The organism is Trueperaceae bacterium, assembly GCA_019454765.1.
Lineage (GTDB): Bacteria > Deinococcota > Deinococci > Deinococcales > Trueperaceae > JAAYYF01.
Genome location: JACFNR010000006.1, coordinates 15,771 through 41,389 on the forward strand (window position 1 = coordinate 15,771; position 25,619 = coordinate 41,389).

General features: G+C 72.3%; 24 protein-coding genes, 2 tRNA genes, 2 pseudogenes and 2 riboswitches. Of the genes and pseudogenes, 12 read left to right on the top strand and 16 right to left on the bottom strand.

What is annotated here, in order from left to right; all coding sequences use genetic code 11:
- The 7 genes and pseudogenes from H3C53_03085 to H3C53_03115 all read left to right on the top strand — a co-directional run.
- On the top strand, positions 1-384 hold a 384-nt coding region (locus tag H3C53_03085), incomplete at its 5' end, for a hypothetical protein (protein ID MBW7915662.1).
- A gap of 74 nt (positions 385-458) precedes the next feature.
- Positions 459-2,003 carry a bifunctional phosphoribosylaminoimidazolecarboxamide formyltransferase/IMP cyclohydrolase gene (purH, locus tag H3C53_03090; GenBank protein ID MBW7915663.1) on the top strand — a complete coding sequence of 515 codons (1,545 nt, stop codon included), beginning with the start codon at positions 459-461 and terminating at the stop codon, positions 2,001-2,003.
- 416 nt (positions 2,004-2,419) lie between these two features.
- A pseudogene (locus H3C53_03095) lies at positions 2,420-3,286 on the top strand (ribonucleoside-diphosphate reductase).
- A gap of 174 nt (positions 3,287-3,460) precedes the next feature.
- Positions 3,461-4,210: pseudogene (locus tag H3C53_03100) on the top strand (ribonucleoside-diphosphate reductase).
- 3 nt (positions 4,211-4,213) lie between these two features.
- Entirely contained in the window at positions 4,214-6,610 is a 2,397-nt protein-coding gene (locus H3C53_03105) for an adenosylcobalamin-dependent ribonucleoside-diphosphate reductase (GenBank protein MBW7915664.1), read from the top strand.
- Between the two features lie 111 nt (positions 6,611-6,721).
- Complete coding sequence (locus H3C53_03110; protein ID MBW7915665.1) at positions 6,722-7,309, top strand: NAD(P)H-dependent oxidoreductase; 588 nt, start codon at positions 6,722-6,724, stop codon at positions 7,307-7,309.
- A gap of 52 nt (positions 7,310-7,361) precedes the next feature.
- On the top strand, positions 7,362-7,700 hold the full coding sequence (locus tag H3C53_03115) for a DUF488 domain-containing protein (GenBank protein MBW7915666.1): 339 nt from the start codon (positions 7,362-7,364) through the stop codon (positions 7,698-7,700).
- Between the two features lie 27 nt (positions 7,701-7,727).
- On the opposite strand, the gene H3C53_03120 is transcribed toward H3C53_03115, so the two are convergent.
- A complete protein-coding gene (locus H3C53_03120; GenBank protein ID MBW7915667.1) occupies positions 7,728-8,066 on the bottom strand; it encodes a nucleoside triphosphate pyrophosphohydrolase family protein in 339 nt (112 codons plus the stop codon).
- 147 nt (positions 8,067-8,213) lie between these two features.
- On the opposite strand from H3C53_03120, the gene H3C53_03125 reads away from it, so the two are divergent.
- A tRNA-Asn gene (locus tag H3C53_03125) sits at positions 8,214-8,288 on the top strand.
- A gap of 162 nt (positions 8,289-8,450) precedes the next feature.
- Here the strand turns inward: H3C53_03125 and H3C53_03130 are convergent.
- Complete coding sequence (locus H3C53_03130; GenBank protein ID MBW7915668.1) at positions 8,451-8,735, bottom strand: hypothetical protein; 285 nt, start codon at positions 8,733-8,735, stop codon at positions 8,451-8,453.
- Positions 8,736-8,830: 95 nt separating this feature from the next.
- Between H3C53_03130 and H3C53_03135 the strand changes: the two genes are divergently transcribed.
- Positions 8,831-10,183, top strand: coding sequence for a hypothetical protein (locus H3C53_03135; GenBank protein ID MBW7915669.1), 1,353 nt, complete (start codon positions 8,831-8,833; stop codon positions 10,181-10,183).
- A 37-nt stretch (positions 10,184-10,220) separates the two neighbouring features.
- On the opposite strand, the gene H3C53_03140 is transcribed toward H3C53_03135, so the two are convergent.
- Positions 10,221-10,676 carry a MaoC family dehydratase gene (locus H3C53_03140; GenBank protein ID MBW7915670.1) on the bottom strand — a complete coding sequence of 152 codons (456 nt, stop codon included), beginning with the start codon at positions 10,674-10,676 and terminating at the stop codon, positions 10,221-10,223.
- Between the two features lie 76 nt (positions 10,677-10,752).
- Positions 10,753-11,397, bottom strand: coding sequence for a VUT family protein (locus tag H3C53_03145; protein MBW7915671.1), 645 nt, complete (start codon positions 11,395-11,397; stop codon positions 10,753-10,755).
- A 375-nt stretch (positions 11,398-11,772) separates the two neighbouring features.
- Here H3C53_03145 and H3C53_03150 point away from each other — a divergent pair, with 375 nt between their 5' ends.
- Positions 11,773-12,231, top strand: coding sequence for a hotdog fold thioesterase (locus H3C53_03150; protein ID MBW7915672.1), 459 nt, complete (start codon positions 11,773-11,775; stop codon positions 12,229-12,231).
- A gap of 65 nt (positions 12,232-12,296) precedes the next feature.
- Here H3C53_03150 and H3C53_03155 read toward each other — a convergent pair.
- The 5 genes from H3C53_03155 to H3C53_03175 all read right to left on the bottom strand — a co-directional run bounded on the left by H3C53_03155 (position 12,297) and on the right by H3C53_03175 (position 14,957).
- Positions 12,297-12,373: transfer RNA gene (locus H3C53_03155), tRNA-Pro, on the bottom strand.
- Positions 12,374-12,410: 37 nt separating this feature from the next.
- Positions 12,411-12,548, bottom strand: a complete 138-nt coding sequence (locus tag H3C53_03160; protein ID MBW7915673.1) for a DUF3565 domain-containing protein — start codon at positions 12,546-12,548, stop codon at positions 12,411-12,413.
- A gap of 61 nt (positions 12,549-12,609) precedes the next feature.
- Complete coding sequence (locus tag H3C53_03165) at positions 12,610-13,131, bottom strand: regulatory protein RecX (protein MBW7915674.1); 522 nt, start codon at positions 13,129-13,131, stop codon at positions 12,610-12,612.
- A complete protein-coding gene (locus tag H3C53_03170; GenBank protein ID MBW7915675.1) occupies positions 13,131-14,312 on the bottom strand; it encodes an ABC transporter permease in 1,182 nt (393 codons plus the stop codon). Before H3C53_03170 ends, H3C53_03165 begins: the two co-directional genes overlap by 1 nt.
- 9 nt (positions 14,313-14,321) lie before the next feature.
- A complete protein-coding gene (locus tag H3C53_03175) occupies positions 14,322-14,957 on the bottom strand; it encodes a hypothetical protein (GenBank protein MBW7915676.1) in 636 nt (211 codons plus the stop codon).
- A gap of 226 nt (positions 14,958-15,183) precedes the next feature.
- On the opposite strand from H3C53_03175, the gene H3C53_03180 reads away from it, so the two are divergent.
- Complete coding sequence (locus H3C53_03180) at positions 15,184-18,129, top strand: transglycosylase SLT domain-containing protein (GenBank protein MBW7915677.1); 2,946 nt, start codon at positions 15,184-15,186, stop codon at positions 18,127-18,129.
- Between the two features lie 18 nt (positions 18,130-18,147).
- On the opposite strand, the gene H3C53_03185 is transcribed toward H3C53_03180, so the two are convergent.
- The 3 genes from H3C53_03185 to H3C53_03195 form a co-directional block, all read right to left on the bottom strand.
- A complete protein-coding gene (locus H3C53_03185) occupies positions 18,148-19,371 on the bottom strand; it encodes a PQQ-dependent sugar dehydrogenase (GenBank protein ID MBW7915678.1) in 1,224 nt (407 codons plus the stop codon).
- Positions 19,372-19,472: 101 nt separating this feature from the next.
- Positions 19,473-20,507: a hypothetical protein gene (locus tag H3C53_03190; protein ID MBW7915679.1), complete on the bottom strand. Its 1,035-nt coding sequence runs from the start codon at positions 20,505-20,507 to the stop codon at positions 19,473-19,475.
- A 117-nt stretch (positions 20,508-20,624) separates the two neighbouring features.
- The gene (locus tag H3C53_03195) at positions 20,625-21,620 is read right to left on the bottom strand and encodes a hypothetical protein (GenBank protein ID MBW7915680.1); all 996 of its coding nucleotides are present in this window, start codon (positions 21,618-21,620) and stop codon (positions 20,625-20,627) included.
- A gap of 57 nt (positions 21,621-21,677) precedes the next feature.
- Positions 21,678-21,761: riboswitch (cyclic di-GMP riboswitch) on the bottom strand.
- 86 nt (positions 21,762-21,847) lie between these two features.
- Positions 21,848-21,931, bottom strand: a riboswitch (cyclic di-GMP riboswitch).
- Positions 21,932-22,033: 102 nt separating this feature from the next.
- On the opposite strand from H3C53_03195, the gene tgt reads away from it, so the two are divergent.
- Positions 22,034-23,326, top strand: a complete 1,293-nt coding sequence (gene tgt / locus H3C53_03200; protein MBW7915681.1) for a tRNA guanosine(34) transglycosylase Tgt — start codon at positions 22,034-22,036, stop codon at positions 23,324-23,326.
- On the opposite strand, the gene H3C53_03205 is transcribed toward tgt, so the two are convergent.
- Genes H3C53_03205 through mce form a run of 4 tightly spaced genes read right to left on the bottom strand, consistent with a single transcriptional unit; the run spans position 23,323 to position 25,565 of the window.
- Positions 23,323-23,901, bottom strand: a complete 579-nt coding sequence (locus tag H3C53_03205) for a hypothetical protein (protein ID MBW7915682.1) — start codon at positions 23,899-23,901, stop codon at positions 23,323-23,325. The two genes, tgt and H3C53_03205, sit on opposite strands and share 4 nt — an antisense overlap.
- Positions 23,898-24,716, bottom strand: a complete 819-nt coding sequence (proC, locus tag H3C53_03210; GenBank protein MBW7915683.1) for a pyrroline-5-carboxylate reductase — start codon at positions 24,714-24,716, stop codon at positions 23,898-23,900. The genes H3C53_03205 and proC overlap by 4 nt, the downstream gene beginning before the upstream one ends.
- A gap of 4 nt (positions 24,717-24,720) precedes the next feature.
- Positions 24,721-25,143, bottom strand: coding sequence for a VanZ family protein (locus tag H3C53_03215; protein ID MBW7915684.1), 423 nt, complete (start codon positions 25,141-25,143; stop codon positions 24,721-24,723).
- Positions 25,143-25,565, bottom strand: a complete 423-nt coding sequence (gene mce, locus H3C53_03220) for a methylmalonyl-CoA epimerase (GenBank protein ID MBW7915685.1) — start codon at positions 25,563-25,565, stop codon at positions 25,143-25,145. The genes H3C53_03215 and mce overlap by 1 nt, the downstream gene beginning before the upstream one ends.
- Positions 25,566-25,619 lie beyond the last annotated feature (54 nt).

Here is a 25,619-nt window from a genome sequence, read left to right on the forward strand (position 1 = left end):
AGCGACGTGGCCGGCGACGGCGAGGTGGCCGAGGCGCCGGTCCTCACCAAGGAGACGTTCGTCGTGCTCGTGGCCGACCGCGTGGCGCCCCGCGTGCGGAGCCTCGCCGACGTGCACGCCCAGGTGGAGCAGGCGGTGCTGTCGCAGAAGCGGCAGGCCGAGCGCAACGCCTGGCTGGCCGAGCAACGCGCCGCCATGACCATCGTCGAGACGGCGCAGCCCGACCTGGTGCTGCCCACCGACTCGCTGCCGGAGGCTGCGGGCGCCGACCAGGGTGGCGCCGCCGCGCCGGCGGGCGAGGACGCCGCCGGCGCTGCCCCCGACCAGGCCCCCGAGGCGACGCCGGAAGGCGCCACCGAGGCGACCCCCGGCGCCGCCAACTGACCGTCCGGGCAACCGCGAGTAGAGGCGGCCACTCCGAGCGAGTGGCCGCCGCCGTATCGAGGAGGAGGAGCGCCATGACTGCCGTGGAAGGTGGGGCCGCCAAGCGGGCCCTGGTGAGCGTTTCGGACAAGCGCGGGCTCGAGCCCCTCGCGCGCGGGCTCGTGGGGCTCGGCTTCGAGATCGTGAGCACGGGCGGCACGCTCGCGGCCCTGCGCGGCTGGGGCATCCCAGCCACCGCCGTGCAGGCCGCCACCGGCTTCCCGGAGATCCTGGACGGCCGCGTCAAGACGCTCCACCCCAAGGTGCACGGCGGCATCCTGGCGCGGCGCGAGCCCGGTCATATGGCGGAGCTCGCGCGGCACGACATCGTGCCCATCGACGTGGTGGTGGCCAACCTCTACCCGTTCGGGGAGACGGTCGCCCGCCCGGGCGTGACGGACGCCGAGGCGGTCGAGCAGATCGACATCGGCGGTCCCAGCATGGTGCGCGCCGCGGCCAAGAACCACGCGAGCGTGGTGGTGGTCGTGAACCCGGACGCCTACCCGCGCGTCCTGGAGGCGCTCGCGCGCGGGATCACCCTCGACGAGCGGCGCGAACTGGCGCTGGAGGCGTTCGCGCACACGGCCGCCTACGACGCCGCCATCGTGGCCTACCTGGGGCGTGGCGAGGAGCTCCCCCGCCACCTGGACGTCGCGTTGGAGCGGGCGGAGGTGCTGCGGTACGGCGAGAACCCGCACCAGGCCGGCGCCCGCTACCGCGAGGTGGGTGCGCGCTCCATCTGGGACGCGGCCACGCTGCACTCGGGCCTCGCCCTGTCCTACCTCAACCTGTTCGACGCGGAGGCCGCCTGGCGGCTGGCGCACGCGCTCGCCGCTCACGGTCCCGCGTGCGTGATCGTGAAACACGCGAACCCGTGCGGTGCCGCGTGGGGCGCCGACCTGGCGGAGGCGTACACGCGCGCGTTCGACGCCGACCCCAAGTCGGCGTTCGGCGGCGTCGTGGCGCTGCCGGGACCGGTCGACCTGGCGCTCGCCGAGCTCATCGTGGCGCGCCCCAAGGCCGACGTCCTGTTGGCGAGCGGTTACTCGCCCGAGGCGCTCGAGCTGCTGGCGCGCAAGCGCAAGAACACGCGCGTGCTCGAGGTCGCGGCGCCGGCCGCGGCGGGCCTCGAGTTGCGGCGGGTCGACGGCGGCTTCCTGGTGCAGCGGCCCGACGCGGTCACCCTCGACCGCGCGACCTGGCGGGTCGTCACGACGCGACAGCCGAGCGAGGCGCAGTGGCGCGACGTCGTCATGGCTCAGCTCGTGTGCGCCGCCACCTCGTCCAACGCCATCGTGCTGGCTGCCGGCGGCGTGGCGGTCGGCATCGGTGCGGGGCAGCAAAGCCGCGTCGATGCCGCCGAGATCGCCGTGCGCAAGGCGGCGGGACGGGCGGCGGGCGGTGCGTGCGCGTCGGACGCCTTCTTCCCCTTCCGCGATGGGGTCGACGCCGTGGCGGAGTCGGGCGTCGCGGTGGTGGTGCAGCCCGGCGGCTCGGTCCAGGACGAGACCATCGTGGCCGCCGCGGAGGAGCTCGGCCTGGCGATGGTGATGACGGGGGAGAGGCACTTCCGCCACTAGGGGCACGCCGGGTCCGCGGCGCAGCCGGGAGGCCGCGTACCACATGTGGTACGGCGCGCGTGCGTGCCGGCTCGTACTTGTATCCACAAGGCCCAACGGAGGTTGCTCCGCGCTCGACCCGGGTGGTAGGGTGCGGCTCGTGTGACGCTGACGGTCGGGCCCTCCCAGCCCGGCCGCGATGACCTCCCTTGCCGGGGAAGCCTCGGCGGGAGGGGCGCTGCCAGGTCCGCCGAGCCGCGCTGTGACGGATGGCTCATCGGTCAAGCGCTTGTAGGCTGTAGCGTAGTAGGCACAAGGGCTAGTACCTGGGAGGGGTCCGGCCCGGCCAGTAGGGCGCACGACCACGCTCCCGCGAGGGGCGCAGACAGTCAACCAATGCGGGCGGCCACGGCCGCCCGCCGTCCGGGAGGAACGCCATGCACGACCAACAGTCCGCCGACTTGGGGCCCGCCAACGCGGGCTTCGACGCCCACGCCGTCGCCATCGCCAAGAGGCAGTACTTCCAACCCGGCGAGGAGTCGGTGGCGGACATGTTCCGCCGCGTGGCGGACTGGGTGGCCATGCCCGAGCGCGCCGCCGTGCGCGACGAGCAGGCCGAGCGCTACTACCGGCTGATGATCGACAAGCGCTTCTGCCCCGGCGGCCGCGTGCTCGCCGGCGCCGCCACGCACCACGGCAACGTCCTCAACTGCTTCGTGCAAGACGGCAGCCCGCAGGAGGTCGGCACCGACGCGTGGGTGCTCCACTTGGCCACCAAGCTCGCGCTCGTCACCAAGGTCGGCGGCGGCAACGGCGTCAACCTCGACCCGATCGGGCCCAAGCGCCACTTCGACGGCGTCACCGGCCGCCTCTACCTGACCATCGACCGCGCCCACGCCGACTACCAGAAGGTCGCCACCGGCACCTTCCTCGACCTGGTGAGGGGCGAGATGGTCACCCGCGGCTACCGGGCCGGCACGTTCGTGGAGCGGACCGCCCTGCCGGCGGGCGTGACCGTGCGCCTCGTTGGTGACTCGGTCGAGGACATCTGGCGCGCCGCCGCAGACGCCGTGATCGCCAACCTGGCCGGCGCCGACATCGTCATCGACCTCTCCGACCTGCGCGCCGAAGGCACGCCCGTGGCCGGCTCCGGCGGCACCTCGAGCGGGCCCTCCTCGTTCGCGGTCGAGGTGTACGACAACTTCGCCGTCTGGGCCCGCCTGGGTGGCGCCCGCTTCGCGGGGCCCGTGGCGACGCTGCGGTACGTCTTCGCGCCCACGCTTCGGGCCATACGTCAGGGTGGTTGCCTCCACCCCGACACCCTGGTGAACACCAGCAAGGGCACGCTCAGGCTGTCGGAACTCGTCGACGCACACCAGAGCGGCTGGCAGGACCACCACCTGAAGGTCGCCACCGACGAGGGCTGGAAGACGAGCCCGCGCGGCTACAACAACGGCGCCGCCGACACGCTTCGCGTCATGTTCGCCAACGGTCAGTCCCTCCGCGGCACCCCCAACCACAAGGTCAAGGTGCTACGCGAGGACGGTGCTCGCGAGTGGATCGAGTTCGGGCACCTCCAGCCGGGCGACCACGTCATCCAGGTCCTCGATCAGCACACAGGTGCGCCAGTGGCCCTGCAGCCGGTCGACGCGCCGCACCACAACGCCAACCCCATCTCGATGCCCGAGGTGCTGACCGAGCGCTTGGCGTTCTTCCTCGGCTATCTATGGGGCGACGGTTTCGTTAGCAGTGGTCGGGTAGGTCTTGCCGTCAGCCACGACTCGCCGATGATGACCGAGGCCCCGGACCTGTTCCGCGAGCTGTTCGGGGTGGAGGTGGCCGTCGAGCAGAAGGATGACGACCGCAGCGTCGTCTTCGTCGCCAAGACCGCTCACCTGATCGACTGGTTGGCCGTCAACGGTCTAGCGAAGCCCAAGGCGCGCGCGCTGAGCATCCCCAGGGCCGTGCGGATGTCGCCGAGGCCTGTCGTCGGGGCGTTCCTGAGGGGGCTCTACGAGGCCGACGGGACGATCACCCACGGCATGCCGGTCCTCAGCACCGCGTCGCGTCTCCTCGCCGAGGACGTGGCCACCATGCTCGCGGGCCTCGGCATCCCCAGCAAGCGGCGTTCCGTGGGAACCCGCGTTGACCGCTACTCCAGACACGCGGTCCACCACGTGACCGTTGTCAGCCACAAAGGGCACGAGAGGTGGCTCGAACGGATCGGCTACATGGACGGCTCGCGCTTGGCGGCCGCCGCCGATCACCGCCCCGACACCTCCAAGGAGCACGCCTGGGTCCTGCCGCACGCACCCTCGCTTTTGCAGGAGGCTGTCGCTGCCGCCCCGGTGGGAGTGAAGGGACGCCCGTCGGCTCTCACACCCTTCCGTAAGGACGCATCGCGCTACATCCGCGCCGAGCGCAACCTGACCGCCACCGGTTTCGAGCGGCTCAGGACCAAGCACGGCCTCGAGGAGCAGCTTCCCGGGTTCGACTACGCCGAGTACTACGTGAAGGTCGTCTCGGTGCAACCTGCCGGCCGCGCCCTCACGCTCGACCTGTCGGTGGACGAGAACAAGACGTACCTGGCGGGCGGCTTCGTGACTCACAACACGCGCCGCGGCGCCGGCATGGCCACCCTCGCCATCACCCACCCCGACGTCGACGACTTCATCACCGCCAAGGACCTAGACCGCGAGCGCGCCGAGGGCGACATCAGCACCTTCAACATGTCCGTCCTGGTCACCGACGACTTCATGGCGGGTGCCGGCGGCGAGCACGGGCGCGGCAAGCTGTGGGACATCGCGCAGCACGCCTGGGCCACGGGCGAGCCCGGCCTCATCTACGTCGACCGCATCAACGAGCACAACCCCATGCGCAGCGCCCTCGGCGACATCCGCAGCACCAACCCCTGCGGCGAGATCCCCCTCTACGCCGGCGAGCCGTGCGACCTGGGCGCCCTCAACCTCGCCGCCTACGTCACCCGGCGCGACGCCGGCCTCGCCGGCTACGACTTCGAGTCGTTCCAGGCCGACGTTGCCACCAGCGTCCGCTTCCTCGACAACGTCCTCGACGTGAACCGTTTCGCGCTCGACGACAACCGCGACATGAGCATGAAGCTCAGGCGCTTGGGTCTCGGCGTCATGGGCCTCGCGGACGCCCTCATCCTCATGGGGTACGGCTACGACACCGAGGAGGGCCGCGACGCCGTCAGCGTCATCATCGGCGCGCTCCGCAACGCCGCGGCGGCCGCCTCGGTGGCGCTGGCCGAGGAGCGCGGCGCGTTCCCGCTCTACGACATCAGCGACCTCAGCGTGGCGCGCCGCAACGTCGCCATCCTCACCGTCGCCCCCACGGGCACGACGAGCATGCTGATGGGCGTGTCGTCGGGCGTCGAGCCGGTGTTCGCGCCGTTCATCTACCGCAAGATCGGCACCGACTACCACGCGCTCATCCACCCGCTCTTCCAGGAGCTGCTCGAGGAGCACGCGCCGCCGCCCGACTTCCGCAAGGACGGCAAGTGGGACTGGGACGCGGTGGTGGCGGCCGTGCAGGCCAACCACGGCTCCGTGCAGGGCCTCCACTTCGTGCCGGAGGAGGTGCGGCGCGTGATGGTGTGCGCGCACGATATCAGCCCCGCCAGCCACGTCCGGATGCAGGGCGCCGTGCAGCGAGCCTTCGATGGCGGCGACAGGGTGGCCAACTCCATCAGCAAGACCATCAACCTCCCCAACCACGCCACCACGGCCGACGTCTACGACGCCTACCGGCTGGCGTTCACCACCGGCTGCAAGGGGATCACCGTGTATCGGGACGGCTCGCGCGAGTTCCAGGTGCTCTCCACCTCCTCCGCGCCCGCCAAGGAGGCTGCCGCCGATCCGGTTGCCACCGATACGGTTGCCACCGATACGGTTGCCGCCTCGGAGCCCGCCTTCGAGCAGGGTGCCGCCGTCGTGGCGGCCGTGGCCGTGTCGGTGAGCGACGCGGGGATGGTGGCGGGCGCCATGACCGCGGCGGCAACGACCGCGGGCGCCGTGGTCCAAGCGTCCGCGCCCGCCACCGCACCCACCGCGCCGCCCATCGCCGCGCCGACCGCGTCCGCGGCCGAGCCGCGCATGACCGGTCAGGCCACGCAAGCCAAGCCGGCGCGGCAGCCGGCCACGGAGCACCTGCCAGGCGAACCGCTCTTCACGCGCCCGACCCGCCTCGCGGGCTTCACGGACGCCGTCAAGCTCATGCTCCCGAGCGGCGAGAAGCGCGGCTTCTTCGTCACCGTCAACATGCAAGACGGCCTGCCCGCCGAGGTGTTCATCGTCTCGGGCAAGGCCGGCGACGAGGCCAACGCCGACAGCGAGGCCCTCGGCCGCGTCGTCTCCATAGCCCTGCAGTACGGCGTCCCGGCCGAGGCGCTCGTGAAGACCTTGCGCGGCATCAACGGCGGGATGTTCGGCACCTACCAGGGTCGAATGGTGGCGTCCAAGGCCGACCTGCTCGCCGTGGCCCTCGAGACCGTAGGCGTGGAGAACGTCCTCAACCGCGGGAAGGGTTGCCCCGATTGCGGCGCTCCCCTCCGGTTCGAGGAGGGCTGCGCCAAGTGCGAGGCGTGCGGCTACAGCAAGTGCGGCTGAGCACCGCCCCGCGGCCGGCGGGGGAGGGCCCCGCGCCTGCGTAACGCCGAGACGCAGGGTCTCGGCCCGAGGCGTTAACCTCGCGGCATGGCGCCTAAGCGCCATGCCGCGATGCGCGTCGGCGGCGCGGAGAGTGGAGGTGGCCCAGTGGGTGTCAGGGTTGCGGTGCTCGTGGGGAGCCTGCGCGCGGGCTCCCTCAACAAGCGGCTCGCCCTGGCGCTCGAGCGGTCCGCGCCGGCCGACTGGGTGTTCGAGCGCCCCGACATCGGGGCGCTGCCCCTGTACGACGACGACCTGCTGGCGACTCGCCCGCCCGTCGTGGCGTCCCTCAAGCACTCGGTGGCGGTGGCCGACGCGGTGATGATCGTGTCGCCCGAGTACAACCGCTCCATCCCCGGCGTCCTCAAGAACGCCCTCGACTGGGCCTCCCGGCCTCCCGCCGAGAACGTGTTCGCCGGGAAGCCCGTGCTCATCGCGGGCGCGACCACCGGCCGCATCGGCACGGCCGTCATGCAGAGCCACCTACGCGTGGTGCTCGCCTTCATGGCCGCCGTACCGATGCCCCGCCCCGAGCTCTACATCACCCTCGACCCGCCCGACCTCATCGGCCCCGACGGCGTGGTCACCCAGCCGGCCACGGCCAGGCACCTGGAAGGGGCGATGACGAGCTTCGCCGCCTGGGTGGCCCGACACGGTTGAGCAGGTGAGGGGCGGCACTGCCGCGCCGGGCCCGCGGGACTAACCTTAGGTCATGATCAAGATCAAGCGAGCGTACGAGGCCCCGAGCGCCGGCGACGGCAAGCGCGTCCTGGTGGACCGCATCTGGCCGCGCGGGGTGACCAAGGAGGAAGCCGACATCGACTGGTGGGCCAAGGACGTAGCCCCCAGCACGGAACTCCGCAAGTGGTTCGGGCACGACCCCGCCAAGTGGCCCGAGTTCCGCGAGCGTTACCGGAAGGAACTCAAGGGCAACCAGGAGCTCGCGCGCATCGGCGAGATGGCCAAGTCCGGCAACCTGACGCTCGTCTACAGCGCCAAGGACGAGGAACACAACCAGGCCCGCGTGCTGCTCGAGCTGCTCACCGCCTGAACAGTCGGCGGGCTCGCGGGCTGAGCGTCAGCGGTCGTCGCCGCTGCCGGTGATCACGCCCCGCTCCCTGCGGCTCTGCAGCTTGGCCAGGTTGACCGCAGCCACGTGCCCGAGGCTCACGCCCAGGTCGGCCGCCAGGTTCGCCACGTACCACAGCACGTCACCCAGCTCCTTGACGAGCTTCTCCCGCTGCTCCTCGCTCAGCGCGTCGCCGGGCCGGTACCCCTCGTCCCGCATGAACTTGCCGAGCTTCTCGGCCACCTCGCCCGCCTCGCCCGCCAGCTTGAGGGCGGGGTAGAGGACGGTCACGCTTCGCGAGTAGAGGGCGGTGGAGCGGGCGCCTGACTGGTAGTCGTCTAGGGTCATGGCCAGATGGTACCCGAGCGTTGCGCCGCTGACGCGCCGAGCCGGCGGCCGCCTAGGCGGCGCCCCGCTTAGGTGTGTGTTGCCAACGCCCGCGCGCTCTTGGTAAGCTTCCCTTCGCTCCCGGCGCCAAGGCGCCAGGACGCGCGTTCGGCGGTAGCTCAGCGGCAGAGCGATCGGCTGTTAACCGATTGGTCGTAGGTTCAAATCCTACCCGCCGAGCCAGATGACTTGGCCCGTGAGAACGGGCAATTGCATGGGCGGGTCGCTTCCGGCGGCCCGCCCATCACCATGGTCGTCCAGCTTCCACCGCTCGTGGCCGGTCGGCGTCCCGTGAGGCCGGCCCGGAACCGGCAAGCGGTGGGCGGGATCGGCCAGGCGACGCCCTCAGGCGCTCTGGCGCTTGCGCGCCGCTCCCAGCGGGTTCGAGACGGCGTGGCGCGCCGCGGCCCAGGCGCGCTTGAGCTCGAGCTCGTGTGGGTCCAGCGTGGCCTCGCTCGCCTCCGCGAAGCGGGCCACCTCGTCGCTCTTGGCGTTCAGGACGGTGTTGAGCACCGCGTGGAGGGACGCGCGGACGGCCAGGCCCTCGCGCAGCATGTCCTGCAGTTCCAGCACGCGGTTGACGAGGTCGTCCTGGCTCATCGCTTCGAGTTCGGCGCGGGTGCGCTGCATGGCCGCATCCTACCGCGGGTGGCCGGCGCTCACGGGACCCGCCGGTCGCCGCGCGAAGGGGGGCGGCGCCTCGGACCCTCGCGGTAGCATGCCGCATGTCCGAACAGCTGACGTCGCTCACGCTCACCGACCTGGCGAGGCGTTACAGGGACGGTTCACTGGATCCCGTGACGGTCACCGAGGCGTACCTGGCCGCCATCGAGGCCCACCCGGAGGGCCGGGCGGTCTACCGGGTGGTGACGGCGCAGCGCGCCCTGAGGCAGGCGCGGGCCGCCAAGCGCCGCTTCGAGGACGGCGTGGGCGGCGGGCCGCTACTGGGCGTGCCGATCGCCATCAAGGACCTGCTAGGCACGGCCGGTGACGTCACGGCGGCCGGGTCGAGGGTCATGGCGGAGCGCGCGCCGGAGGCGGAGGACGCGCCCGTCGCGGCGCGGTTGGACGCCGCGGGGGCGGTCTTCCTCGGCAAGACGAACATGACGGAGCTGGCGTACTCGGGAATCGGCATCAACCCCCACTTCGGGACCCCCGGTTGCGCGCTCGACCCGCGCCGCATCCCTGGCGGGTCGTCCTCGGGCTCCGGGGTGGCCGTCGCGGCGCGGCTGGCGGCCGCCGCTGTCGGCTCCGACACGGGCGGCAGCGTGCGCATCCCGGCGGCCGTCAACGGCATCGTGGGGTTGAAGGTCACCGACTCCCGGCTACCCACGGACGGCTGCATGGCCTTGTCGACCACCCTCGACACGTTGGGACCCATGGCGCGCACGGCGGCGGACGCGTGGTCGCTGTTCCTCGCCATGGCCGCCGAGCCCCCCGCCGCCCTGCGGCCCGTGCGGGAGCGACTCACGTTCCTGGCCCCCACCACGCTGTTCCAAGACGACCTCGACGCGGCCACCGCCGCGGGCTTCGAGGCGGGGCTCGTGCGGCTCGAGGCGCTTGGCCACGAGGTGCGGCGCGCGCCGCTGCCGCTGCTGCTCGAGGCGCCCGCGGCGTACGCGCGCTTCGGGTCGTTCGCCAGCCACGAGGTGTGGGCCCTATACCAGGAGGAGTTCGAGGCGCGCCCCGGCGACTTCGACCCGCGGGTGCTTCAGCGCGTGGTGAGGTTCAAGGGCCGCCCCTCGGCGGATTACATCAGGCTCCGTCGCGCCCGCGCCGAGTTCCAGCGGGGCTTCTGGTCGGAACTGGCGGGGGTGGACGCGCTGGTGGCGCCCACCATCCCGCACGTGGCGCCCCTCACCAGCAGCATCGCCACGGACGACGAGGCGTACCACCGCGAGAACGACCGCATCCTGAGGAACACCGCGCCGGTCAACTTCCTCGGGAGCCCCGCCGTCAGCGTGCCCTGCGCCACGACGGGCGCCGGCCTGTCGATCGGCCTGATGGTGGTGGTGCGGCCCTACGAGGAGGAACTGGCCCTGGGGGTGGCGCAGCAGGTGCAGGCGGCGGCCGCCTAGGGCGCCGTCACGGCTCGGTTCGGTCGCGCCCGCGTGCCTAGGCGACGAGCAGGTAGAGCACGTCGGCGACCAGCGCAGGCGTGGCGGCCCCCTCGGCCTCCACTCGGCACGTAAGGGTGGCCAACCACCGGCCCTCGCCCTTGGGTTCGAGCTTGGCGAGGACGGCCGTGGCGCGGACCTTGGAGCCGACGCGCACGGGCGCGGGGAAGCGCAGCCTATCGATGCCGTAGTTCACGACCAGGCTGAGGCCGGTGGGGAAGAAGCCGACCTCCGCCACCATGTGAACCAGTAGCGACAGCGTGAGGTAGCCGTGCGCCACGGTGCCGCCGAAGGGGCCGGCCGCGGCGCGAACGGGGTCCACGTGGATCCATTGGTGGTCCAGGGTGGCGTCGGCGAAGGCGTCGATCCGGTGCTGGTCGACGGTGACGTAGGGCGAAGGGCCGAAGGTGCTGCCCACGAGGCCCTCTAGCTCTTGGATGGAAGACGGTGCCATCTGGGTCCTTCCCGCCCTGGCGCGGTGGCCGGCGCTACGGGGTGTGCCGGCGAGCCTAGCACGCCCCGGGTTGCCCTCAGGACTCCTCGGCGGCTCGTCCCGGCAAGAGGCCGCGCAGTAGGGCGATCATGCCCAGGGCGGCGGCGAGGCCGCTGGCGTACTTCACCAGGAGGTCGGTGACTATCACCTGCACGAGCCAGGCGGGCGTTGCGAACGGTTCGCCCCAGAACGCCAACAGGGTGAAGAGCAGGGTGTCGAGCGGCGCGCTCACGGCGTTGGAGGCGGCCACGCGGGTGAGCCACCGGCGGCGCAGCAGGCGCTGGTACACCTCCGTGTCGGCGGTCTCGGAGACGACGATGGTGAGGAACGACACGGCGACGTACCGCAGCGGCGTGCCGAGGGCCGCGGCCAGCGCGACGTTGGCGGTGGCGGCGGCGAGGATCATCAGGTAAACGGCCCGGCGCCCGTGGCGGTGCGCACGGTCGCGCTGCGTGAAGGTGAGTCCGAAGAAGAGCGTCCCGACGTTCACCAGGAAGAACCCGCCGAGGGGCAGGAACGAGTCGAGCGTGAAGTTGGCGAGGAGGGTGGCGGCCGTGTAGGTGGTGGCCGCGGCGAGGAGGCTGCGGCGGCGGTTGGCTCCCTCGCCCTCGCCGAGCCGCGCGAGGAGAGCCAGGGCGACCGCCAGGCCGACGGGAGCGAGCACGTACTCCCACCGCCCCATGCCTGCGGCGGCCAAGCCCAGCGCCGCGGCGGCCGCGATGGCGAGCAGCCGGCGAGTCGCGGTGGCGGCCCGGCCGGGGGTGGCCACAGAGCGCAGGTCGGTGGCGGCGCCGACGAAGAGGAGGCCGTAGAGGCAGATGGCGAGGAGCGGCAGTCGCGCCGTGGGGGTCGGTCCGAAGGTGGAGAACCACGCCAGCGCCGTCGGCCCGCCGCCCAGCGCGAGCCCCATCAGGGTCCCGGCCAGGGTGGGGCGGTTGGGCGGGGCGGCTCGCGGTTCGCTCATGGGGCGGGGCGGCCGGGGGACTGTGCCGCGGCGTCCACTCTACAACCCGCCCGCGCCTAGCCGCCGGGGCGGCCCTGGGGCGTATGGTGCGGCATGGACGGTGACGACCACGACGAGCGCCGGCCGGCTCACGCCGGAGCTGGCGCGCAGGCGCAGGAGACGGGCCGGCGGGAGCCCGTCACCCTGTTGACGACCCTGGGCATCGAGCTCGAGACGGTGGGGCCCGACCTGGTGGTGGCGACCATGCCCGTCACCCCCGCTCACCATCAGCCGCACGGCATCCTCCACGGCGGGGCCTCGGTGGCGTTGGCGGAGACCGTCGCGTCGATCGGCGCGAGCGCCGCGTTGGCGCGGGCCGATCAGCGGGTGGTGGGCCTGGAGATCAACGCCAACCACCTGCGGGTCGTGACGAGCGGCACCGTCACGGCCACCGCCACGCCGGTACACAAGGGGCGCAGCACCCAGGTGTGGGCCGTCGAGATCCGCGACGACGCCGGCCGCCTCGTGTGCGTGTCGCGTTGCACGTTGGCCGTCCTCGCCGCGCACGGTTGAACCGGAAGGTAGTGAGGCGGGTTGGTAGTGAGAATGGGCGGGACCCCGCGAAGGGCCCCGCCGGCTGGTCGGGGCGAGAGGATTTGAACCTCCGACCCCATCGTCCCGAACGATGTGCGCTACCAGGCTGCGCTACGCCCCGACGCAACTTGTGAGTCTACCGAGGTGCCGGGCGGCGGTCAAGCGCCGTCGCGGCAGCGGACGCACGCGAGTGCGGCTCCCAGGCGCGACAGCCTGCCCGCCTCCGTGAGCACCCACGCGCGCGTCACGAGCGGCGGGTCGTGCCGCACGTGCTGGGAGTGACCGCACTCGAGCATGGCCACCCACTGCCCCTCCTCGTCGCGCGCGAAACCCACGATGCGGCGCCTGGGAGCCGCGTCAGTCGTCACCCGCGAACCACCCCACGTCCTCCAGGGCTCCCTGGGCCGCGTCCACCGTGAAGCCCCGCCTGGCGAGGAACGCGAACGCCTTGGCGCGGGCGCGGAGCAGCTCCGGGCCCACGGCCGTGCCGGCCGCGGGGCGGTAACGCCACTCGTTCTTCCGTAGCAGCGCGGCGGCCGCGGCGCGCTGCGCGTCCGGGGTGAGGTCGCTCAGTTGCGCGTCTATGAGCGCCCGCGGCACGCCCTTGCGCGCCAGCTCGCGCCCGAGGCCGAGCCGCCCGCGCGCCGTGGCGCGCGAGTCGACGTACATGGCCGCGTAGGCCGCGTCGTCCACGAGTCGCAACTCGACCAACCGGTCGATGAGCTCGCGCGCCTGGCCCTCGGGCACCCCCCGGCGGCGCAGCTTCTCGGCGAGCTCGGCTGTCGTGTACATGCGCCGCGCCAGTATCGTCAGCAGGTAGTCCCAGGCGCGCTCGGGGCTCGGCGGTCCGTCGGCGCGCTCCCTTGGCGGTCCGGCCATCAGCGCAGCACGGCCACGGGGTCGAGGCGGGCGGCGCGCCGCGCCGGCAGCAGGCCGGCGATCACGCTGGTGGCCAACGTGACGCCGCAGACCCACGTCACGTCCCACGGCTGCAACTGCACCGGCAGTTGCGTGATGAAGTAGAGGTCCCCCGGTAGCGGGTAAGGCTGGAACCGGAAGTAGGCGGCCACGCCGAGGCCGAGGAGGGCGCCGAGCAGCGTGCCTGCGCCACCCAGCAGGAAGCCCTGCAGCGTGAACGTAGCCAACACCTGGCCCTCGGACGCCCCCAGGGCGCGCAGGATGGCGATGTCCTCGGTCTTCTCGTTGACGGTGAGCACGAGCACGTTGGTGATGCCGAAGGCCGCGACGATCACGATGAGGAAGACGACAACGCCGATGACGGCCTTCTGCAGCCGCAGCTGCGAGATGAGACTGGCGAAGAGGCCCTCCCAGCTCAAGGGGCGAAGAGAGTACTTGCCGGCCAGGTGGAGCCCGACGGCGTGTGCCGTCGTCGGTTCCGCCAGCCGCAGGTGGTAACCAGTGACGCGCCCCTCCTCGCCCAGGTAGGCCTGCAGGTTGGCGAGGGACATGTAAGAAGTCACCGAGTCGATGAGCTCGTTGCCGACGCGGAAGGTGCCCGCCACCTCGAACTGCGCCGTGGCGCCCGAGATGTCGCGCACCATCACGGTGTCGCCGACGACCACTCCGAGCGACAGCGCCAGCGTCGAGCCAAGCACGATCCCGCCGGCCGTGTCGAGAGCGCCGGCTTGCGCTGCCAGGACCGGCAGGTCGAGCACGGCCGTCTCCAGCGCCGTGTCGATGCCGACGATCTGGGTGAAGCCCTGCCGGGCGCTCACCCCCAGCGCCTGGCTGGCGCGCCGCGCGATGAGGGCTTGGCCGGATAGGAACGGCGCCACCGCCGTGACGCCAGGTTCGGCCCCGAGGGTCGCCAGCAGCTCGGGGTCCTCCGGCAGCGTCTCGCCCGGCATGAAGCTCTGGAGGCTGAGCATCGGGGTGGCGCGCAGGGTGCTCGTGATGAGCTCGTCGATGAAGCCGTTGGTGAGTGACAACGCCACGATGAGAACGGCCACGCCGACCGCCACGCCGGTGACCGTGAGCACCGACTGCAGCCCGCGGCGCCGCACGTGACGCCAGGCTAGGTAGGGAACGAGCGCCCGCACGCGGCGAGCTTAGCGCGCGGCCAGCAGGATGGGCGCCGCCTCGAAACCGGAGGCGAGCGCGGGGAGCAGCTCGGGGCCGTGGCGGCCGTAACGGACGAGCTCCACCTCGACCTTGCGCACGCCCCAGGTCACCGCCTGCGAGTACGACTCGAACCAGACGTCCACCTGCTGCGACTTGCGGGAGTGCATGGTGTCCTCGACGATGAAGAGTTGGTCGTCGAGCAGGGCCTGGAACGCGCCGACGCCGCGGCCGGTGTGGTAGTTGCCGAGGTCCCGGAGCCGGACGAGCGAACCGTACGGCAGGTCGGAGCCGAGCAGGTCGCGGCTCACGGCCATGATCCCGAAACGGGTCCGCACGCCCGTGGCGGTGATGAACGGCGTGGCGTCGGTCTGACTCGCGTGGGAGTTGTAGCCAGTGGCCCGCAACACGAAGACCGGGTTGGCGGTCGGGCCTTGCACTGGGGGCGTGGCGGGAGAGCTGCCGCGCATGGCGAGGACTTCGGCGCGCGGTTCGATGCTGAGTTCGACGGGCGTTGGCGCCCCGGTGGGTTCGACCTCGTCGACGCGCGGCGCGCTGAAGGCCGTGATGAGAGCGGAGATCACCAGCCCGAGGGCGATGAGCTTGCCGCTGATGTGCAGAGCCATCTGCACCTCCCAGTCGCGGCATCTTAGCAGACGAAGTGTGAGAGTTCGCACATGTTGAGCACGGTGAAGGTGAACGCCCCTTAACCGGCCCGTCGCGCCCGCAGCGCCCGCGGGTGTCGGCCGGAGGCGCCGGTCGAGGTCCCCGCCCCGGTAACGTTGCTGGACGAAGGCTGACAGAAACTCGTCAGTTTTCGCGTGATATAGCAAGACCGAGGAACCGATCCCCGTGCCCTTCATCCCCGGACTACTCGCCACCCCCACCGTGATAGCCAACGCGCTGTTCAGCCTGGCCAGGGACGCGTCGCTGCCCGTCCTCGGTCCCGACCGCGTCGGCGTGATAGCGCCCATGTTCAACGAGGAGCTCGGGGCCGCCTCCGCGCTCGCCTCGTTGCTCGAGCAGACCACCCCCTTCGACGAGCTCGTCGTCAGCATCAACGGCGGCACCGACGACACCGGCGGCGTCGTGAGACGGACCCTCACGGAGCACGGCTACCGGCTCGTACATCAAGGGCACGTGCCCGCCGCGACCGCCACGTTCGAGCGGTGGCTCCTCACGGGCGGGCCGACGGTCGCGGTGGTGGACCACGCGCTGCCGCTCTCCAAGTCAGACAGCATCAACGCCGCGCTCGAGGGCGGTCTGCTCAACACCGACCGCGTCCTCGTCGTGGACGGCGACACCGTCCTCGACCCGGGCTTCCTGAGCGGCCTGAGGCGTCACTTCTACCGCCTCAGGCGCAGGGGTCGTGGCGCTGCCACGCTCTACGTGCTCGAGGACTACGCCATCCAATCGGGCTCGGTCATGTCGGCGCCACCCGTTGACGGCAGGCCGATGGCGAGCCTCATCCACAACGCCCGCGCCGCCGAGTACGCCATCTCGACGGTCTTGCGGCTCGGCCAGACGACCCGGCTCGGGGACGGGGCCGTCTTCGGGCGTTCCCGCCTGTACACCGTCGTGGGCTGCGGCTTCACGGCGCGGCGCCAGTGCTTCCCCATGCCCTCCGACACGCTCACCGAGGACCACGACTTCACGCTCGCCGTGCAGAACGAGCCCCTCGCCGCGGAGCCGGTCACGGGCGCCGAGCTGGCCGAGCGGGGCTTCCGTGTGGTGGTGGACGGCGAGGAGCTGCCCCTGGACGCCGTCACCGGCGATCACCCCGTGGTGTTGCGCCGGGGCGGCGACGCCAGGTTCGTCAGCGACGCCCTCATGTACACCGACGACCCACCCACCCTACCTGGCTACCTGCGCCAGATCGAGCGCTGGAACGGCGGTGGGGTCGAGAACGCCCTCAAGCGCCTGTTCGTGCGTCCCGTCTGGCGCGGCCTGCACGGCAACGTGCGCTTCACCCTGCTGGCCGCTCAGTTCGAGAACCTCCTCGGCCTCCTCCTGCTCCTCCTCATGCTGCCCCTCGCGTTGGGGCTCAACTTCGCGTTGCCCGGTCACGGCACGCCCCTGAGGGGCATGCTCGTCTGGCTGGGCGTGGACCTGCTGGCCACGGGCCTGCTCACCACGCTCGGCTTCTGGCGGCAGGGGCGCGGGCTCGGCCGGTCGGGCGCGCCGCTGCAGCGGTGGATGTGGCGCCGCATCCCCGGCTCCGTCCTAGCGCTCGGCCTGTTGCGCGTCTTCAACGCCGTCACGTTCGTCACCGGTGCGCTCCGCGCCACCGCGCGCTTCGTGGGGCGCAAGGAGGTCGACCCTCGCGCCACCATCACGTGGGTGCGCCCGCGAGCGGGCACGGCCAAGCGCACGCAAGCCAGGTTCCTCGGGGCCTCCGGCGGCCTGATGTCCTTCGCCGTCGGCATCTTCGGGCTCACCGCCTGGATCGCCGGCGACTCCAGACCCGGCTACCGCGACACGTGGCGCCTCATCAACGAGTCCGTTCCCGTGCTGCAGTCGCAGCACCAGCAGCTGCCCCTCCCCCTCGCCGGCAGCAGCGTGCTGGGCCTGGTGCCTGACGCAGGCCTCACGGCCGATGCCGCGACCCCCATGAAGGACGCAGCCGGCGGCGGCGTACCGGCAGCGGACGGTGCGCCCGCCACGGGCGGTGCGCCCGCCACGGGCGCCGACAGCCACGCCGACACCCGCCCCGACGCGGCGGTCGCCACCACCGGTACCGCCGAGGGCGCCGCCGATGGCATCGGCGACGGCATCGGGGCCGTGGTCGGCGCCGTGGTGGCCACGCTGGGTGCCGACGCGGGCCCCGCGGACGGGGCGGGGGAAGCCGCCAGCGCGGCCGGGGCAGCGGACGCCGTCGTAGCCCACACACGCGCCGTCACCGGACCGGTGGCCGCGCTCCCGCCCGGGACCGAACTGCTCGGGTCGGCGCAGGCCGCCCTCGGCCTGAAGGTCGTCACGACCGGCACGGGACGCCACGGCGTGTCGGCGTTCTGCAGCGTCGCGGACGTGGCGCGACCGGCCGACCGACCGCGGCTCCTCGCCGGCCCCGCCGACGAGTACGAGCCCCTGTCGAGCTGGGGTCTGCTCGTGCTGGCGCGCCTGGCGCCGCTCGTCGCCAACATCGAGGAGGCGGCGACCGCCTACGACGTGCCCGCCGACCTCGTGCTGAGAGTGCTGCTCAACGAGTCGTACCTCGACCCGCTGGCGGTCGGACCGACGGGGGACCTCGGGCTGTCGCAGGTGACCAGCGACGCGTTGACGCTGTTGAGGGCGATCTCCACGGACGCCCTGTCGCCCTTCGCGAACGGCCGCTTCTTCGCCGGCGACTTCTCGGTGTTCGACCCCGACTTCTCCGTGTGCGCCGGCGCCGCCAAGCTGGCCTGGGCGCGCGCCCAGCCGGGAGGCGCCGACGAGCGGTTCGCTTACGCGCGCTACATCAACCCGTTGGCGGGCGTCGTGCGCGGCAAGATCAGCCCGCGTCACCAGGAGCTCGTCGAGGCCATCGGCGACCTGAGGCCGCTGGCTGCCGCGCTGGAGCGGACGATCGCCGCCTACCGCCGTGACCCGCAGTCGGTGACCGACAAGGAGCGCGCCCTGCTCGGCGTCACCACCCTCGTCGCCGACGGCACGCTCACGGTCGGTCAGGCATACTTCGTCACGGCGGAGCTGGTGCAGAGCTTCGGGATCGACGACCGCGACCTGTACGACGCCGTGCGACACCGGCTTTACGGCGAGGCCGCGCAGCCGCCGAGCGATGGCGGGGGCGGCGTCGGTTGACGCGCGGCGGCGGGTGGACTACTCGGCCGGCGCCTCCCGCAGGCGCGCCAGCGTGCCGTCGACGGTGAGGAGCAGCACCTCGCCCTGGGGTCCGGCGACGATGGCCAGCATGGCCCCCGCCCGCTCGAGCAGCGGTCGCACCTCGCCGGTGGCCCTGTCGAGGGCCCAGAGCCGTCCCGAGATGAAGTCGCCGAAGAGGTAGGCCCCCCGCAGGGACGGTAGCTCCCTGTCGGTGACCTCCACGCCGCCGACCACCGACTTGCCGCCGGCCTCGTCGGTACCGGGGTGCCCGTAGTAGGCGATGGGCGCCACGGTTGCCAGCGCCTCGCAGTCGCCGGCGACGAGGGTGCCGTCCTCGGGGTGGTGGAAGCACTCGGGCCCCTCGCGGACGGGCCAACCGTAGTTGGCGCCCGCCGCCACCAGGTCGATCTCCTCCCAGCGGTCCTCGCCCACGTCGGCGAGGAGCAACGCGCCGTCCGAGGGCGCGAAGGTGAACTTCCACGGGTTGCGGAAGCCGTAGGCCCAGACCTCGCCGCGCGCGCCCGCGGCGGCGGCCGCCGCGTTCGTGGCCGGCGTGAACGGGTTATCGGACGGCACCGCGTACGGTGCGGCGCTGCCCTGGGGGAACGGGTCGAGACGCAGGACCTTGCCGCGCAGCGAGCTCAGGTCCTGCGCCGCGTGCGGGCGGTCATACAGGTAGGCGGGGTCCTGCTGGCCGTCGCCTATGCTCACGTAGAGCATGCCGTCCGGTCCGAAGGCCACCTGGCCGCCGTGATGGAACGGTTGCGGCATCGGTTGGCGCAGGAGCACCACCTCGCCCTCCCCGTCGGCTCCGTCTAGGTCCGGCAGGAGCGGGTAGGCGGCGACGACGAGGTCGTTCGTGCCCGCCTCCGTGAACGCCGCGACGAGATGCGCCGGCCCGCCTCGCGCCGCCGCTCGCTCCCGCGGCTCGAGGGCGACGGAGAACAGGCCTTGCTCGCCCAGCAGCCCGGTCACGCGCCCGGCGAGCGACAGGAACGGGTCGGGTTCCACCCGTCCGTCCTGGTAGCGGAAGACCGAGCCGTCCAGGGCGACGACGAGCAGGGCCCCCGTGTCGTAGAGCGGTACCGCGGCCACGGGGAGCCGCAGGCCGGTGGCGAGCACCTCGAGGCGGTAGCCCGGGGGGCTCGGCGGGACCGCGGGCGGAGCCTGTTGGGCGGCGCCGGTGGACGAAAGGGCCGCCGCGAGGACCGTCAGGGCCACGACGAGGAGGGTCGCCGAGAGGCGCCGGGCGCCGGTGGGGCGGTGGTCGGGTGAGCGAGGCCGCTTTCGGGGGTGGCGGGCGGGGGGCCGCTGGGCGAGGTTCATCGCCCGGCGATGTTACTCCTTGCGGGCGCGGTACTCGCAAGCGAGGCCGCGCCGAGCCCGCGTCGTGCCCCGGCGGCCTCGAAGTAGTTCCGGAACGCCTCCAGGGAGTCCGTGGAGCTCTCTATGCGCCAGTCGGTCTCCTTGTCCTCGTTGAACCAGACGAGCGCTTCGACGCGGGGGAAGGCCGTGGAACGGAGCATGTCCTCGATCCAATCGGCCTTGTCGCCGCCTGATTCGGCCGAGGCGATCTCGGCGAGCCACACGGCCTGGGGTCCCACGCGGGAGATGCGGCGGTACCCCTCGGCGAAGACCTGCTCGAAGCTGCGCCAGCCGATGTACGGCTTCACGTCGCCCCAGTTGTAGCCGTCGAGGCCGAGGACGTCGACGTAGTCGTGACCCGGGTAGTAGAGCTCCATCGCGTTGGCGGCGGTGCGCGGCTCGTCGGTCACGTTGGGCGTGAACACCCACCGGACGTTGGTGGCGCCCTCCCGCCTGAAGAGGTCGACGACGTGGCGCCAGGCGGCCCGCAGCGTGGCGGGGTCGCCGCTCCACGGCGTCCAGTCGCCGTTCATCTCGGGGAAGATGCGCACGTACACGACGCCGGCCGCGCCCCTGACGCCTCGCGCCCACGCGGCGATGTAAGCGTCGTGGCGGCCCGCCACGATGTCGGGCAGGGTCTGCGTGTGCGCCTGCCAGGTGACGAGGGGGATACGCCCATGCTCGAGGACGTCGTCGACCGGGACGGGGTCGTAGGGGGTGTCCCACGAGGCGTACCAGTGAGCCAGGACGAACTCGCCCCCCAGTCGCTGTTCGAGCGCCTTGAACGGGCCCAGGTCGTTCCACACGCCGGACGGGATGAACGCGCCCACCAGCGGCGGCGTGTGCGGGAGGTCGGCGGCGCGGTCGGTCGGCGCGGAGCAGGCGGGGACGACGAGGAGCGCCGCCAACGCCAGCAGCGCGGGGAGGGCCCACGACGACCGGGGTCGCGCGGGGCGCGTGCGCGTGGCGGGGGGAGGGAACGGTTGCGTCATGGCGTCCGGGCTGCGGACGTGGTCGGTCCGCTGTGAGTTTCCTCACGAACGTAACACCCTCGGGGTGGCGCGCTCAACACCCGGCGCGGACGGTTAAGGCGTCGCTTCGCGCGACCGTCAGCGGGCGTCGGCGAGGACGATGCCCGCGGCCAAGGACTCGCGGAACGCCTGCAGCGTGGCGGGGTCGGAGTCGATGCGCCAGTCGGCTTCCTTCTCCTCGTTGAACCAGATCAGGGCCTCGATGCGGTCGAAGCCGGTGGTGGCGAACATGTCGCGGACCCAGTCGCTCTTGTCGCCCCCCTCGTCGGCGCTGGCGAACTCGGCGATCCAGACGGGTTGGTCACCCAGCGCGGTGACTCGGTCGTAACCGCCGCGGAACACCGTCTCGAACGAGCGCCAGCCCACGCTCGGCAGCGCGTCGCCCCAGTTGTAACCGTCGAGGGCGAGCACGTCCACGTAGTCGTCGCCCGGGTAGTAGAGCTCCATCGCATTGCCCGGCGTCCGGGGTGAGTCGGTCACGTTGGGGCTGAACACCCAGCGGACGTTGGTGGCACCCTCCTCGCGGAAGAGCGTCACCAGCCGGCGCCAGGCCGCGCGGAGGGTGGCGGGGTCGCCGTTCCACGGCGTCCAGTCGCCGTTCATCTCCGGGAACGGTCGCACGTATAGGAGGCCGGGCGCCGTGGCGGCCCCCCGGGCCCACTCCCGGATGTAGTCGTCGTAAGCGCCGGCGGCGATGTCGGCGTTGGACTGGTTGTGGCTCTGCCAGCTGATCATTGGCCTACGGCCGCCCTGCGAGGCGAGCGCGACGAGTTCCGGGAAGTACGGGTTCTCCCAGTTGGTGAACCAGTGCACGACGTCGAGGCGCCTGCCGATGTTGAGCTCGAGCTGCAAGATGGGGTCGATCCCCTGCCACACCCCGCCGAACGTGAAGGCGCCGAACAGCGCCGTGGACTCGAGGCTGCTCTCGGTGGGCTGCGGCACGTCGCGCTCAGTATGTGCCGGGGCGGTGCCGCAGGCGCTGAGGAGCAGGGCCACGCTCAGGGCGGCCGCGGCCCGCAGGTCGACGCGCCGGCGCCCGCGGCGCCCCTCATCGTGCACTTGCAGTCTCGCCATGCGCATCCCCGGACCCTCGGGTCCCGGGGCGCTCGCCCGGCTTCACCGCGTGACGGTGCCTCCCTTGGCCGGTTGCGCTACTAGCTCCATCTGTTCCAAGCGCCCAAATGCAGAACAGACTTCATCGCTGCCAAGTGGGGTCCTCGAGGACCCCTGCCCGAACGGTTCGGGCTGCGGGCCATGTGGGACCCGCGCTCGGACTCTGACGGCTAAGTGGATGAGGGGAGACTCATCTTGGCCGGTTGCGCTACTCGCTCCGCCTGCCTCAAGCGCCCATATACGAGACAGGTTTCTCAGCGTCCAAGCAGAGAGACGGACTCTCTAAGCGCAGAGTGTAGCACAACTGAACGTTTCGCGCGTGAATATTCGGGCAACCGCCTCTGGTAGCATGACGGGCCCGGCGGGCGCCTCAGATGACACACTCACGACGACCACGGCCTCAGGCCGCTCCAACCGCAGAGCCGGCGCGCGCCGACGCGGGCGCGCCCTTCCGCTTCGAGATCACCGGCGAGCTCGGCCCCGCCCGCGTGGGTCGCCTGACGACCGCGCACGGCACGGTGGCCACCCCGGCGTTCGTGGCCGTCGGCACGCAGGCGAGCGTCAAGAGCCTGAGCCCCGACGCCGTGGCGGCGGCCGGCACGCAGCTCCTCTTCGCCAACACCTACCACCTCTACCTGCGGCCGGGTGCGGACCTGGTGGCGGCGCACGGTGGCCTGCACAGGTTCATGCGTTGGGACGGCCCCATCCTGACCGACTCCGGCGGCTTCCAGGTCTTCTCGCTGGGCGCCGGGGTGGAGCACGGCGTCGGCAAGATCGGCAGCATCTTCCCTGGCGAGGACGGGCGCGGCGCGAAGCGGCGCCTCAGCCCGGGCAGCGGTCTCGTCAAGGTCGACGAGGACGGCGCCTGGTTCAAGAGCCACGTCGACGGGTCGCGCCACCGCTTCGACCCGGAGAGATCGATAGCGGTCCAGCGCATGCTCGGCGCCGACATCGTCCTGGCGTTCGACGAGTGCACCAGCCCCCTGCACGACGAGGCGTACACGCGCGCGTCGATGGCGCGCACGCACAGGTGGGCGCGGCGCAGCCTGGCGGCCTTCCGGGACGGGAAGGCGCTGCACGGGTACGACCAGGCCATCTACGGCATCGTGCAGGGCGGCGCCTTCCGGGACCAGCGCGAGGAGAGCGCCGCCGAGATCGGGGCGATGGGGTTCGACGGCGTGGCGGTGGGCGGCAACCTAGGCGCCACGCGCGCCGACATGTACGCCGTGCTCGACTGGACCCTGCCGCTCCTGCCTGCGGGCCTGCCGCGGCACCTGCTAGGCATCGGCGACGTGCCGAGCATCTTCGAGGCGGTGGCGCGCGGCATCGACACCTTCGACTGCGTCATGCCGACCCGCAACGCCCGCACCGGCACGCTGCTCGTGCGACCCGAGGCGGGCGGGAGCGGCGGCAGCCGCCTCAACATCCTGAACGCGCGCTTCCGGGAGGACCTCGGTCCCATCGAGCAAGGCTGCGACTGCTACGCCTGCCGCACGTTCACGCGCGCCTACGTCAGGCACCTCTTCAAGGCGGGCGAGGCGCTCGGACCGCAACTCGCCACCGTCCACAACCTGCGCTTCATGGCGCGGCTCATGGCCGACATCAGGGCGGCGTTGATGGACGGGACGTTCCAGGCGCTGCGGCGTCGGCTCGCGCCGCCAGGTTAGAAGGTCTTCTCGATCAGGTCGATGGTGGTCCCGTCTTGCATCACGAAGCGGACGATGCCCACCGTCGGCACGAAGTAGATGTCGAGCAGCGTCTGTCCGCCGTTGCTCGTGAGCGTGGTCTGGCGGATGAGGAGCGCGTTGAAGCGCCCCGCGCTCGTCGCCACGCCCCGCAGGCCCACCACCTCGGAGTCGAGCGTGAGGCTGAAGCCCGGCAGCTGCGTCGTGCTGGTCCACTTGGCGCCAGGCGTGAGCGGCTCCGGCGGGTAGACGACGATGGGTGGGTCGTACGGGAAGAGCTGACCGCCCGAGGCCGAGCCGTAGCTGAGGACGCCGGCCTCCCCGTAATCGAGGTAATCCTCCGAGACGGGCAGGCCGCCAAGGTAATGCGTGAGGACCATCACCTCGCGCCCCTGCAACTCCCGCGGGCCCGAGAGCGTCTGCGTCTCGCCCGACGAGTACGTCCAGCTGTAGCCGGTCTCCGCGGGGTAGTAGCCCTGCGCGGCCGCCCACCCGGCCACCAGCACGACCAGCAGGGCGCGCAGGGCGCGCAAGGCGAGGCGGGTGGCTCGCCTCACCTGCCGTCCTCGCGGCTCAGCTCCCCGGCGCGCCGCGTGGCCTCCTCGATGGCGTCGATGAGCGCGAAGCGGAGTCGGTGCCGCTCGAGGGTGCGCACGCCGGCGATGGCCGTGCCGCCCGCGGAGGAGACCTCGTCCTTCAGCTCGCTCGCGTAACGCGTCTCGAGCAGGCGGGCGGAGGCGAGCAGGACCTGGCGCGCCACGTCGCGCGCCATGCTGCGGTCGAGGCCCACGCGCACGCCGCCGTCGGCCAGCGCCTCGGCCATGACGGCAACGTAGGCCGGGCCGGAGGCGGCCATGCCCGTGAAGGCGTCGAACAGCTCCTCGCGCAGCTCGTAGACGCTGCCGACGGCGCCGAACAGGCGGCGCGCCAGCGCCACGTCGTCCGCCGTCGCCTCGGGCAGCCAGGTGAGCGAGGTGGCCCCGACGCCCAGTCCCGACCCGAGGTTGGGCATGGCCCGGATCACGCGCCGCGAGCCCACGCGCCTGGCGATGCTCTCGGCCGTGACGCCGGCCATGAGGCTGATGAAGGCGGCGTGGCGCTGCGCGATGGTGGGCGCCACCTGGGCGAACGACTGCGGCTTCACCGCCAGCAGCACGTACTCGGCGTCGTGGAGGCCGGCGTCGTCGACGCCGGGCACGCCGTGGCGCTCCGTCAGCTCCGCGAGCCGCCGGGGGTTGGGGTGGAAGATGGCGACCTCGTCCTTGGTTATCACGCCGGCGCCGAGGGCGCCCTGCAGGACGGCTCCGCCCATGCGGCCGGCGCCCACGATCACGAGGCGGGGGCCCGCGGGCGGTTGGGAACTCGCGTTCATGCCGTCATTGTAATGACCTGCGGTAGCGCCTGCGAGCCAGGCCATCGACGCAGAAGGCGCCGATGGCGCCGCCCACGGTGTCGGCCAGCACGTCCAGCAGCTCGGGGGCGCGCTCGGGCACGAACCACTGGTGGATCTCGTCGCTGACGCCGTAGCCGAGCGCGATGCCGACGCCGAGCAGTGGCTTGCCGCTGGCGAGCGTCACGAGGGCGCCGAGGAGGCCGAAGGCGCCGGCGTGCACGACCTTGTCGCTACCCGGAGGCAGGTTGGCGAGGAAGGCGCCCGCCGTGGACGAGCTCGACTCGGCGAAGAGGAACGCCGCCCACGCGACGGCCGCCGTCCACCCGACCGCGACCAGCCAGGTCGGGCGGCGGCGCCACGGACGCTCGCCGGCGGGGCCTCGGTGGGCGGTCGGGGGGGCAGCCATCAGCCGCGCGGGTGCTCGACGAGCTCGACGAGGACGCCGCCGCCGAAGCGCGGGTGGAGGAACGCCACCCGGGTGCCGTGGACGCCGGGTCGTGGGGTGGTGTCGACGAACTCGGCGCCGTCACGCTGCAGCCGGGCGATCTCCGCGTCCAGGTCGTTGACGCGGAACGCCAGGTGATGGAGGCCGGGCCCGCGCCGCGCGAGGAAGCGCGCCACCGGGCTGTCGTCGTGAGTGGGTGCGAGGAGCTCTAGCAGCACGTCGCCGGCGCGCAGGGTGCGCACGATCACCTTCTGGCCGGCCACCGGCTCGTCGGCGCCGGCGGGAGCGAGCCCCAGCAGCAGGAACGGGGCCGCGCCGGCGTCCAGGCGCGGGACCGCCACGCCCACGTGGTCGAGGCTCGCGCCGGGCAGCTGCGGGTGCACCGCGCCCGGCCTTACGAGGCTCGCGTCGACGCCGGGGGGGTCGACGGCGGCGGG

Excerpts from the sequence above, each read along its gene's own strand:
- purH (MBW7915663.1), top strand. The coding sequence starts at position 459 with ATGACTGCCGTGGAAGGTGGGGCCGCCAAGCGGGCCCTGGTGAGCGTT.
- H3C53_03105 (MBW7915664.1), top strand. The coding sequence starts at position 4,214 with ATGGACGGCTCGCGCTTGGCGGCCGCCGCCGATCACCGCCCCGACACC.
- H3C53_03110 (MBW7915665.1), top strand. The coding sequence starts at position 6,722 with ATGCGCGTCGGCGGCGCGGAGAGTGGAGGTGGCCCAGTGGGTGTCAGG.
- H3C53_03115 (MBW7915666.1), top strand. The coding sequence starts at position 7,362 with ATGATCAAGATCAAGCGAGCGTACGAGGCCCCGAGCGCCGGCGACGGC.
- H3C53_03120 (MBW7915667.1), bottom strand. The coding sequence starts at position 8,066 with ATGACCCTAGACGACTACCAGTCAGGCGCCCGCTCCACCGCCCTCTAC.
- H3C53_03130 (MBW7915668.1), bottom strand. The coding sequence starts at position 8,735 with ATGCAGCGCACCCGCGCCGAACTCGAAGCGATGAGCCAGGACGACCTC.
- H3C53_03135 (MBW7915669.1), top strand. The coding sequence starts at position 8,831 with ATGTCCGAACAGCTGACGTCGCTCACGCTCACCGACCTGGCGAGGCGT.
- H3C53_03140 (MBW7915670.1), bottom strand. The coding sequence starts at position 10,676 with ATGGCACCGTCTTCCATCCAAGAGCTAGAGGGCCTCGTGGGCAGCACC.
- H3C53_03145 (MBW7915671.1), bottom strand. The coding sequence starts at position 11,397 with ATGGGGCGGTGGGAGTACGTGCTCGCTCCCGTCGGCCTGGCGGTCGCC.
- H3C53_03150 (MBW7915672.1), top strand. The coding sequence starts at position 11,773 with ATGGACGGTGACGACCACGACGAGCGCCGGCCGGCTCACGCCGGAGCT.
- H3C53_03160 (MBW7915673.1), bottom strand. The coding sequence starts at position 12,548 with ATGCTCGAGTGCGGTCACTCCCAGCACGTGCGGCACGACCCGCCGCTC.
- H3C53_03165 (MBW7915674.1), bottom strand. The coding sequence starts at position 13,131 with ATGGCCGGACCGCCAAGGGAGCGCGCCGACGGACCGCCGAGCCCCGAG.
- H3C53_03175 (MBW7915676.1), bottom strand. The coding sequence starts at position 14,957 with ATGGCTCTGCACATCAGCGGCAAGCTCATCGCCCTCGGGCTGGTGATC.
- H3C53_03190 (MBW7915679.1), bottom strand. The coding sequence starts at position 20,507 with ATGACGCAACCGTTCCCTCCCCCCGCCACGCGCACGCGCCCCGCGCGA.
- H3C53_03195 (MBW7915680.1), bottom strand. The coding sequence starts at position 21,620 with ATGGCGAGACTGCAAGTGCACGATGAGGGGCGCCGCGGGCGCCGGCGC.
- tgt (MBW7915681.1), top strand. The coding sequence starts at position 22,034 with ATGACACACTCACGACGACCACGGCCTCAGGCCGCTCCAACCGCAGAG.
- proC (MBW7915683.1), bottom strand. The coding sequence starts at position 24,716 with ATGAACGCGAGTTCCCAACCGCCCGCGGGCCCCCGCCTCGTGATCGTG.
- H3C53_03215 (MBW7915684.1), bottom strand. The coding sequence starts at position 25,143 with ATGGCTGCCCCCCCGACCGCCCACCGAGGCCCCGCCGGCGAGCGTCCG.